This is a genomic window from Streptomyces sp. WELS2, from assembly GCF_013870595.1.
Classification (GTDB): domain Bacteria; phylum Actinomycetota; class Actinomycetes; order Streptomycetales; family Streptomycetaceae; genus Streptomyces.
Genome location: NZ_JACBWZ010000179.1, coordinates 1 through 9,684, shown reverse-complemented (window position 1 = coordinate 9,684; position 9,684 = coordinate 1). Strand labels below are relative to the sequence as shown.

Annotated in this window: 7 protein-coding genes and 1 pseudogene; 5 read left to right on the top strand and 3 right to left on the bottom strand. The window is 71.6% G+C overall.

Annotated elements, in window-relative coordinates; all coding sequences use genetic code 11:
• Both H5J33_RS13620 and galU read right to left on the bottom strand, forming a co-directional pair.
• Positions 1-284 (bottom strand): annotated as a pseudogene (locus H5J33_RS13620) (molybdopterin molybdenumtransferase MoeA); the annotation flags it as partial.
• On the bottom strand, positions 281-1,192 hold the full coding sequence (gene galU / locus H5J33_RS13615; protein WP_181795167.1) for a UTP--glucose-1-phosphate uridylyltransferase GalU: 912 nt from the start codon (positions 1,190-1,192) through the stop codon (positions 281-283). The pseudogene H5J33_RS13620 and the gene galU, both read right to left, overlap by 4 nt.
• 95 nt (positions 1,193-1,287) lie before the next feature.
• Between galU and H5J33_RS13610 the strand changes: the two genes are divergently transcribed.
• Positions 1,288-1,908: a 5-formyltetrahydrofolate cyclo-ligase gene (locus tag H5J33_RS13610; RefSeq protein WP_309485395.1), complete on the top strand. Its 621-nt coding sequence runs from the start codon at positions 1,288-1,290 to the stop codon at positions 1,906-1,908.
• An 80-nt stretch (positions 1,909-1,988) separates the two neighbouring features.
• Here H5J33_RS13610 and H5J33_RS13605 read toward each other — a convergent pair whose 3' ends face one another.
• Complete coding sequence (locus H5J33_RS13605; protein WP_181795165.1) at positions 1,989-4,904, bottom strand: penicillin acylase family protein; 2,916 nt, start codon at positions 4,902-4,904, stop codon at positions 1,989-1,991.
• Positions 4,905-5,128: 224 nt separating this feature from the next.
• Between H5J33_RS13605 and H5J33_RS13600 the strand changes: the two genes are divergently transcribed.
• The 4 genes from H5J33_RS13600 to H5J33_RS13585 all read left to right on the top strand — a co-directional run bounded on the left by H5J33_RS13600 (position 5,129) and on the right by H5J33_RS13585 (position 9,575).
• Positions 5,129-6,625, top strand: a complete 1,497-nt coding sequence (locus H5J33_RS13600; RefSeq protein ID WP_181795168.1) for a potassium/proton antiporter — start codon at positions 5,129-5,131, stop codon at positions 6,623-6,625.
• Positions 6,626-6,939: 314 nt separating this feature from the next.
• The gene (locus tag H5J33_RS13595; protein WP_181795164.1) at positions 6,940-8,238 is read left to right on the top strand and encodes an MFS transporter; all 1,299 of its coding nucleotides are present in this window, start codon (positions 6,940-6,942) and stop codon (positions 8,236-8,238) included.
• 67 nt (positions 8,239-8,305) lie between these two features.
• Positions 8,306-8,623, top strand: a complete 318-nt coding sequence (locus tag H5J33_RS13590; protein WP_181795163.1) for an FmdB family zinc ribbon protein — start codon at positions 8,306-8,308, stop codon at positions 8,621-8,623.
• Positions 8,624-8,741: 118 nt separating this feature from the next.
• Positions 8,742-9,575 carry an S-methyl-5'-thioadenosine phosphorylase gene (locus H5J33_RS13585; RefSeq protein ID WP_181795162.1) on the top strand — a complete coding sequence of 278 codons (834 nt, stop codon included), beginning with the start codon at positions 8,742-8,744 and terminating at the stop codon, positions 9,573-9,575.
• Positions 9,576-9,684 lie beyond the last annotated feature (109 nt).

Here is a 9,684-nt window from a genome sequence, read left to right as displayed (position 1 = left end):
TCATCGGCCGCGACGTCCCCGACGACCTCCAGGGCGGCCGGGAACTCCTCGCTCGCGCCGGCGACGTCCGCCACCCGCACCGCGTACCCGTCCATGGAGCTGTTGTCGAACGGGGGCAGGGAGACCGGCACCGTGACGTTCTCCACCAGGACGCAGCCCTGGGCGTCGAGCAGTTGCAGCTCGATGGGCTCCAGGGGACGCACGGTGGCGAGGACGTCGTCCAGGTGCTCGTCCACCGACCACAGGTCGTCCGGGCCGGCGGGACGGGTCGCGGCGCTGCTCAAGACTGCTGCATCTCCTCGGCTACGTAACTGCGGAGCCAGGTCCGGAAGTCCGGGCCCAGGTCCTCACGTTCGCACGCGAGTCTGACAATGGCACGCAGGTAGTCGCCGCGGTCGCCGGTGTCGTAGCGGCGGCCCTTGAAGACGACGCCGTGCACGGGGCCGCCGACCTTCTCGTCCTGGGCGAGCTGCTGGAGGGCGTCGGTGAGCTGGATCTCGCCGCCGCGGCCCGGCTCGGTCTCGCGCAGGATGCCGAAGACGGACGGGTCGAGGACGTAGCGGCCGATGATCGCGTAGCTGGACGGGGCGTCCGCCGGGTCCGGCTTCTCCACCAGTCCCGTGACCTTCACCACGTCGCCCTCGGCGGTGGCCTCCACGGCGGCGCAGCCGTAGAGGTGGATCTGCTCGGGGGCGACCTCCATGAGGGCGACGACGCTGCCGCCGTGCCGCTCCTGGACCTCGATCATGCGCCGCAGCAGCGGGTCGCGGGGGTCGATCAGGTCGTCACCGAGGAGGACGGCGAAGGGTTCGTGGCCGACGTGCGGGGCGGCGCACAGCACGGCGTGACCGAGTCCCCTGGGGTCGCCCTGGCGGACGTAGTGCATGGTGGCCAGGTCGCTGGACTCCTGCACCTTCGCGAGCCGCTCGGCGTCGCCCTTCTTCTCCAGCGCGGATTCCAGCTCGTAGTTGCGGTCGAAGTGGTCCTCCAGCGGGCGCTTGTTGCGTCCGGTGATCATGAGGACGTCGTCGAGCCCCGCCGACACGGCCTCCTCTACCACGTACTGGATCGCCGGCTTGTCTACGACGGGCAGCATCTCCTTGGGAGTGGCCTTGGTCGCCGGCAGGAACCGGGTGCCGAGGCCGGCTGCGGGAATGACAGCCTTGCTGATCCTGGAGTGGGACTGAGTCATGCCCGCCACAATATCCGGTGCCTTTGTGCGGAAACTGTGGCTCGGGCGACTAACCGCTCATATGAGCGGCATGACGAGAGATGCGAGGACGGCCGGTGGAACACGACGGGCCCACGAGCGATTCCGACAAGCGGGCGCTGCGGCGGGAGTTGCTCGGCGCGAGGAACGGATTGACGGCGGCCGGTGTCCGGGAGGCGGGCCGCGAGCTGGCCGAGCGGGCCCTGGAACTGCCCGAGCTGGCCGCCGCGCGGACGGTGGCCGCGTACGTCTCGGTGGGCGGCGAACCGGCCACGCTCCCGCTGCTGGAGGCGCTGCGCGCGCGAGGGGCGCGCGTGCTGCTCCCCGCGCTGCTGCCCGACAACGACCTGGACTGGGGCGAATACACCGGTCCGGACTCGGTCGAACACATCAGGCACGGCGGCAGGATGGCGCTCTTCGAACCCTCCGGCACGCGCCTCGGCCCGGACGCCGTGACGGCCGCGGACGTCGTGCTGCTGCCCGGTCTCGCGGTGGACGCGCACGGGATGCGCCTGGGGCGCGGCGGAGGCTCCTACGACCGGGTGCTGGCCCGGCTCGAGCGCGCGGGCGCCCGCCCCCGGCTCGTGGTGCTGCTCTACGACACGGAGGTCGTCGAGCGCGTCCCGGCCGAGGCGCACGACAGGCCGGTGCACGCCGTGGTGACGCCGTCCGGCGTGCGCCGCTTTTCGGGCATCTGATCCGGGAAACCACCGCCCCCGGAACGGAAAAGGCCCTCCACGCGCGCGTGGAGGGCCTTCTCAGCGGGGTGCCGTCCCGGTCACGGCTTGAGGACGAGCGTGTCGCTCGTGCTCTCGTCCACCGCCTTGCCCGAGAACGACCAGGGCAGCAGCTCGCCCTCGGCCCACTTGCCGGTCTGGTCGGTGTAGTGCGCGCTGAACGCGTGCCCGGAGGCGCCGGCCAGGTTGATCCACTTGGACTTGTCCAGGTCGGCGAGGTTGACCACCATCCGCATGGACGGCACCCAGATCACGTCGTAGCCGCCGGCCGCGTTCCAGCCGGTCGCGTTCACCGCGGCCTCGCCGCCGCTGAGCTTCCAGGGGCCGCGGTTCAGCAGGAGCTGGAGCGCCTTGGGGCCCTCGGTGCCGAGCGTCTGGTTCTTCAGGAACAGCCGGTGCAGCCGGCCCCAGCTCCAGGTGTCGATGTCCTTGCCGAGCTTGGCGGTCAGCTCCCAGCGGGCGTCGATCATGGCCCGCGCGAAGAGCTGGTCGCGGTTGGTCGCGCCGGGCCGGGTGCCCGACTTGGGCGCCTTCCACCAGTCGCTGTCCGGCTTGTCCATCAGGCTGCGCACGACCTCGAACCAGCGGTCGCCGCCGTCCGGCTGCGCCTGGTCGGCGTCGCGCTCACCGCACTCGCGCACCTTGGCGTCGTCGTCCACCGGGCCGGTGCTGTCGATCTTGTCGACCCACAGGCACTGTCCCTTGACCCGCAGCTCCTTGGGCATCTTGTTGCCGAAGGCCAGCTTGAGGATGTTGCGCCAGACGGCGTTGAAGTACGCCGCCGCCGCCGAGTCGGCGTCCTGGGTGTAGTCCCAGCCCTCCAGCAGCTTCTGCGCCTGGCGGACCTCCGGGTCGGACAGGTTGATCTTCAGCAGCTGGGGCACCAGGAGCTTGGCGATCTCGCTGCTGTTGTCCAGCTGCATCTGCCGCATGTCCTCGGTGGAGATCCTGCCGCCGCCCTTGATCTTGGACTCGATCAGGTCGGTGATGCGCTGGCTGCGGGTGCCGTAGCCCCAGTCGGTGGTCAGCGTGTACGGGTACTTCTCCGGGTCGACCACGGCCTGGTTGGCGGTGACGATGTAGCCGCGCTCGGGGTCGTACTCGTAGGGCAGTTCGTCCTGCTCGATGAAGCCGGTCCAGCGGTACTTCGAGTCCCAGCCCGGTGCCGGGACGGCGCCGGTGACCCCCTGCGCGCGGGTGGGGATCCGGCCGGGCAGCGTGTAGCCGATGTGGTTGTCCGTGCTGGCGTAGACCAGGTTCTGCGCGGGGACGTCGAACCGGGCCGCCGCCGCGCGGAACTCGCTCCAGTCGGACGCCTTGTCCAGCGCGAACACGGCGTCCATGGTGGTGCCCGGGTCGAGCGCGGTCCACCGCAGCGCGACGCCGTAGCCGTCGCCGCGGTCGGGCGCGGCGGTGTTCACGGTGGCCTTCTTGCCGACCTGGACGAGTTCGTCGTCACGGTCGGACAGCAGCGGCATCCCGTCCTGGGTCTGGCGGACGACGATCGTCTTGGACTTGCCGCCGGCGACCTTGATGGTCTCCTCACGGGTCTTGAACGGGCGGACCTTGCCGTCGTACAGGTAGCCGTTCGCGGTGACCTTCTCCAGGTAGAGGTCGGTGACGTCGACACCGGAGTTGGTCAGGCCCCAGGCGATCTTCGCGTTGTGGCCGATGACCACACCGGGCATGCCGGCGAAGGTGTAGCCCGAGACGTCGTAGCGGCACTTGTCGGAGACGCTCCGGCAGTGCAGGCCCATCTGGTACCAGACGGACGGCAGGGACGCCGACAGGTGCGGGTCGTTGGCGAGCAGCGGCTTGCCGGTGATGGTGTGCTTCCCGGCGACCACCCAGGAGTTGGAGCCGATGCCCTGGCCGTTCACGCCGACCGCCGTGGGCAGGTCGTCCAGGGCCCCGGTGAGGCGCTCCAGCTGGCCGCTGAGCGACGATCCGCCGCCGGTCGCGGTGGAGGAGCCGGAGGTGCCCGCCGTGCCCTGGGAGGAGCCGGTGAGGCCGCCGGTGGTGCCGGCCGTGCCCGTGGCGCCCGCGCCGCCGGTCGTGCCGCTCGTGCCGGTCGTGCCCGTGGTGCCGGTCGTGCCCGTCGTGCCCGTGCTTCCCGTCGAGCCGGTCGTGCCCGTGGTGCCCGTCGAGCCGCTCTGCCGGAAGGCCCGGGTCAGCTCGTCGTACTGGCCCTCCTGCACGATCGGCTTGTTGCGGGCGGCCGGGTAGGCCGGGTACAGGTCCTGGATCTGCTGCGGGCCGAGGCGGCTGGTCATCAGGGCGCGGTCGATCTCGTCGCGCATGTTGCCGCGCAGGTCCCAGGCCATCGCCTTCAGCCACGACACGGAGTCGACCGGGGTCCACTTCTGCGGCTTGTAGTCGTTGGTGAGGCCCAGGGCCGCGTACTCCAGGGAGATGTCCTTGCCGCTCTTGCCCGCGAGGTAGGCGTTGACGCCCTCGGCATAGGCCTGGAGGTACTTCTTCGTGGCGGCCGACAGCTTGGTCTCGTACTCCTGCTCGGCGATGCGGTCCCAGCCGAGGGTGCGCAGGAACTCGTCGTTGTCGACCTGGCTCTTGCCGAACATCTCCGACAGGCGCCCGGAGGTCATGTGCCGGCGCACGTCCATCTCGTAGAACCGGTCCTGCGCCTGGACGTAACCCTGCGCCATGAACAGGTCCTGGTCCGAGGAGGCGTAGATCTGCGGGATGCCGTAGCCGTCCCGCTTCACGTCGACCGGGCCGGACAGGCCGTCGAGCCGGAGCGTGCCGGTGGTCTGCGGGAAGGAGGCGCGGACGGTGCTGATCGTCCAGTACGCCCCGTAGGCGATGCCTCCGATGACGGCCAGGACCAGCACCAGCACGATCAGTCGGGCTTTACGCCCCTTCTTCCTGCCGGACTTGACGGACGTGGCACCCGTGGTGGCGGTGTCACCCGTTGTGGCGGTGGTGTTGGGGGGCATCGCTGTCCTTGCTGTCCTAACGCGAGCGGCAGGTCGGGCTGTGACTTTGAATGAGCGCTGGAGCAACCATAGGCGCAGGGCCCCGTCCCGCTTGACGCGGAGTGGGGAACCAGCGCGCACGAGCGTTCGATCTTGCCTCCCGAACGTCAAGAAAGCGTCAAGAGTTAGGTAAGGTAACGAAGTAACCGGAGGCACCGGCCCCAGATACGAGGGAGGAACGCCCGCTGACTGTTCACCACCTCAACCAGCTCCTGCTCGTCTGCTCCGCCGTCCTGCTCGTCGCCGTCGCGGCCGTCCGGATCTCCTCCCGCAGCGGGCTGCCCAGCCTGCTCGTCTACCTCGGCATCGGCGTCCTCATGGGCCAGGACGGCATCGGCGGCGTCCGCTTCGACAGCGCCGAGGTGACCCAGGTCATGGGGTACGCGGCCCTCGTCGTGATCCTGGCCGAGGGCGGCCTGGGCACGAAGTGGAAGGAGATCCGGCCGGTCCTGTCCTCCGCCTCCGTGCTGGCCACGGTGGGCGTCGCGATCAGCGTCGGGGTCACCGCGGCGGGCGCGCACTACCTGGTGGGGCTGGAGTGGCGGCAGGCGCTCATCATCGGCGCGGTGGTGTCGTCGACGGACGCGGCGGCGGTCTTCTCGGTCCTGCGCAGGATTCCCCTGCCCGCGCGCGTGACGGGCACGCTGGAGGCGGAGTCCGGCTTCAACGACGCCCCGGTGGTCATCCTCGTCGTCGCCTTCTCCACGGCCGGCCCGGTCGAGCACTGGTACCTGCTGCTCGGCGAGATCGTCCTGGAGCTGGCCATCGGCGCGGCCATCGGGATCGCCGTGGGCTGGTTCGGGTCCTGGGGGCTCAGGCACGTGGCGCTGCCGGCGTCCGGTCTCTACCCGATCGCCGTGCTCGCGATCGCCGTCACCGCCTACGCCGCCGGCGCCCTCGCGCACGGCAGCGGCTTCCTCGCCGTCTACCTGGCCTCGATGATGCTCGGCAACGCGCGCCTGCCGCACTGGCCGGCCACGCGCGGCTTCGCCGAGGGGCTCGGCTGGATCGCCCAGATCGGCATGTTCGTCGTCCTCGGCCTGCTGGTCACCCCGCACGAGCTGGGCGACGACGTCCTGCCCGCCGTGGTCATCGGGCTGGTCCTGACCATGGTGGCCCGTCCGCTGAGCGTGGTGGGCAGCCTCGCGCCGTTCCGGGTGCCGTGGCGGGAGCAGGCCCTGATGTCGTGGGCGGGGCTGCGCGGCGCCGTGCCCGTCATCCTGGCGACCATCCCCATGGTGAACGGCGTCGACACCAGCCGCCGCATCTTCAACATCGTCTTCGTGCTGGTCGTCGTCTACACCCTGGTCCAGGGGCCGACCCTGCCCTGGCTGGCACGCCTGCTGCGGCTGGGCGAGCAGGGCGAGGCGTCCGACCTCGGCATCGAGTCGGCGCCCCTGGAGCGGCTGCGCGGGCATCTGCTGTCGGTCACCATCCCCGAGGGGTCGCGGATGCACGGCGTGGAGGTCAGCGAGCTGCGGCTGCCGCCGGGCGCGGCCGTCACGCTGGTCGTCCGCGAAGAAGAATCGTTTGTCCCGCTGCCCACGACAGTGCTGCGGCGCGGCGACGAGCTGCTGGTCGTCGCCACCGACCCGGTGCGCGACGCGGCGGAACGGCGCCTGCGCGCGGTCGCCCACGGCGGCAAGCTGGCGGGGTGGCTGGGGACGAACGGCTCCTCCTGAGGGCGCCGCGGGGACGTTTGGCGCACCGAGGGGCACGAAGGCGCGCTTCCCCGTGTTCGCTCCCGTGGAATCCCAGGTGGCCGCCCGGATGGTGCTCGTTTTCACAGCCGCGCAAGCGGTGATCCCTGTACGATTGGCGCGCACCCTGATCGAACCAACTCTGCCTGACGCAGAGCTGGCGCGACCGTATGGCGGCCGGGTCGCCCCCACCTGAGCGGGCACCGGCATCTACCGCAGTCCGCGCAAGAGGACAGCTCTCGGCGCCCGGCCCGCACGGGGTCCGCGCGCTACCAGGCGGCAGAAAGGCACGGGCCGTGGGATCCACGGTCACCACCACCGAACCGGAGAAGACCTCGCCGGCGTCCTCCCGCCCCGGATACGGACAGCTGCTGCGCACCCGCGGCGCCTGGACGTTCCTGCTGCCCGGCTTCGCGGCGCGCCAGCCGTTCGCGATGCTCACCCTCTCCATCGTGCTGCTCGTCCAGCACACCACCGGCTCGTACGGCGCCGCGGGCGCCGTCGCGGCGGTCACCGGCGTCTCCATGGCGCTGTTCGCGCCCTACAGCGGCCGGCTGGCCGACCGCTACGGCCAGCGCGCGGTCCTGGTGCCCGGTGTGCTGGTGCACACGGTCTCCGGCCTGTCCCTGACGGCGCTCGCGCTGGCGCACGCCCCGCTGTGGGCGCTGTTCGCCGCGGCCGTCCCGACCGGCGCCTCGGTGCCCCAGGTCGGCCCCATGGTGCGGGCGCGCTGGGGCGTCAGGCTCCAGGGCTCGCCCCTGATGACCACCGCGGCGGCCTTCGAGTCGGTCACGGACGAGCTGACCTTCGTCTTCGGCCCCCTGCTGGCGACCGCGCTGTGCACCGCCGTGGCGCCGGCCGCCGGCCTGGTCACGGAGGGCGCGCTGACCCTGGTCGGCGGTCTCCTCTTCGCCGCCCAGAAGGGCACCCAACCGCCGGTGTCCCGGGAGAGCGGGCACGCGCGCGTGCGGCACGCCTCGGCCCTGCGCGTCCCGGGCGTGCGCGTGCTGGTCGTGACCTTCCTGGGCATCGGGTCGGTCTTCGGCGGCATGCAGGTCTCGCTCGCGGCCTTCACCGAGTCGATCGGCGAGCCCGGCCTGAACGGCGTCCTGTACGGCGTCTTCGCCGCCGGGAACATGCTGTCCGGGGTCGTCTGCGGCGCGATCGCCTGGAAGGCCGCGCCCCGCAAGCGGCTGCTGATCGGTTACACGGCGCTCGCGGTGGCCGCCTCCGCGCTGTGGACGGCGCACTCCGTCGTGCTGCTCGCCGCGCTCGGCCTGCTGGTCGGCATGTGCATCGCCCCGTCCCTGATCACCGGCTACACCCTGGTCGACGGCCTGGTCCCGGCCGGCGCCCGCACCGAGGCCTTCACCTGGCTGACCGGCGCGGTCGCGCTCGGGCAGGCCGCCGCCGTGACGGCCGCCGGACAACTGGAGGACCGGCTGTGGGACGGCGCCGGGTTCCTGGTGCCCATGGGCGGCACCGTGCTGGCGCTGATCACCCTGGTGGCCCTGCGCTCGCGCCTGGCCGCGCCGGACCGGAACCGCGCCGTGGCACGTGGCGTGGGTCACCGCGCCCCGGTAACGGTGGACTGATCCCCGGGAATACGTCACTATGGACCGTCGTTAGCACTCATTGAGTGAGAGTGCCAGGAGGAAGACAGTGCCGACCTACCAGTACCAGTGCACCGAGTGCGGCGAGGGCCTTGAGGCGGTGCAGAAGTTCACCGACGATGCCCTGACCGAGTGCCCCAGCTGCAAGGGGCGCCTGAAGAAGGTGTTCTCCGCGGTCGGCATCGTCTTCAAGGGCTCCGGGTTCTACCGCAACGACTCCCGCGGCTCCACGTCGAGCAGCAGCCCGGCGTCGAAGCCGGCCGGCTCGTCGTCCGACGCGAAGTCCTCGTCGTCGTCCTCTTCGACGTCGTCCTCGTCTTCGTCGTCGTCTTCGTCGTCGAGCTCCACCAGCAGCTCCGCCGCCTGAGACCTCTCATCCGTGACCCCGCCGTCGCCCGACGGCGGGGTCCTCGGCGTCCCGCACCGGCCCGGGCCCCGCGCGCACCGGCTCCCCCGCCGTTCCGCGGCCCGCTAGTGTGCCGGTCATGGCGAACGCAGAGATCGGTGTGATCGGCGGATCGGGGTTCTACTCCTTCCTGGACGACGTGACCGAGGTCCAGGTGGACACCCCCTACGGAGCGCCCAGCGACTCCCTGTTCCTCGGCGAGGTCGCCGGGCGGCGGGTCGCCTTCCTGCCCCGCCACGGCCGCGGCCACCATCTGCCGCCGCACCGCATCAACTACCGCGCCAACCTCTGGGCGCTGCGCTCGGTCGGCGTCCGGCAGGTGCTCGGCCCGTGCGCGGTGGGCGGGCTGCGTCCCGAGTACGGCCCTGGCACCCTGCTGGTCCCGGACCAGCTGGTGGACCGTACGAAGACCAGGGCGCAGACCTACTTCGACGGGCTGCCGCTGCCCGACGGCACCGTGCCGAACGTGGTCCACGTGTCCATGGCCGACCCCTACTGCCCCACCGGCCGGGCCGTCGCGCTGAAGGCGGCGCGCGGCCGGGACTGGGAGCCGGTGGACGGCGGCACGCTGGTCGTGGTGGAGGGCCCGCGCTTCTCCACGCGCGCCGAATCGCTGTGGCACCAGGCCCAGGGCTGGTCGGTGGTGGGCATGACCGGCCACCCGGAAGCGGCGCTCGCCCGGGAACTGGAGCTGTGCTACACCTCGCTGACCCTGGTCACCGACCTCGACGCGGGCGCCGAGACCGGCGAGGGCGTCTCGCACGAGGAGGTCCTGCGGGTCTTCTCGGCCAACGTCGACCGCCTGCGCGGCGTCCTCTTCGACGCGGTGGCGGCCCTGCCGGCCCCCGACGCCCGGGACTGCCTGTGCGTGAACGCCCTCGGCGGGATGGACCCGGGGTTCGCGCTGCCGTAGTGAGGCCCGGGTCCGCTGACGTAGGGCCGCCGCCCGGTTGAGCGGCGGCTTGCCGGCGCGGACGTGGCCGCCGGGCCGGTCGGTGTTCGTGTTTCCGGGGCAGGGTGCG

Excerpts from the sequence above, each read along its gene's own strand:
- galU (WP_181795167.1), bottom strand. The coding sequence starts at position 1,192 with ATGACTCAGTCCCACTCCAGGATCAGCAAGGCTGTCATTCCCGCAGCC.
- H5J33_RS13605 (WP_181795165.1), bottom strand. The coding sequence starts at position 4,904 with ATGCCCCCCAACACCACCGCCACAACGGGTGACACCGCCACCACGGGT.
- H5J33_RS13585 (WP_181795162.1), top strand. The coding sequence starts at position 8,742 with ATGGCGAACGCAGAGATCGGTGTGATCGGCGGATCGGGGTTCTACTCC.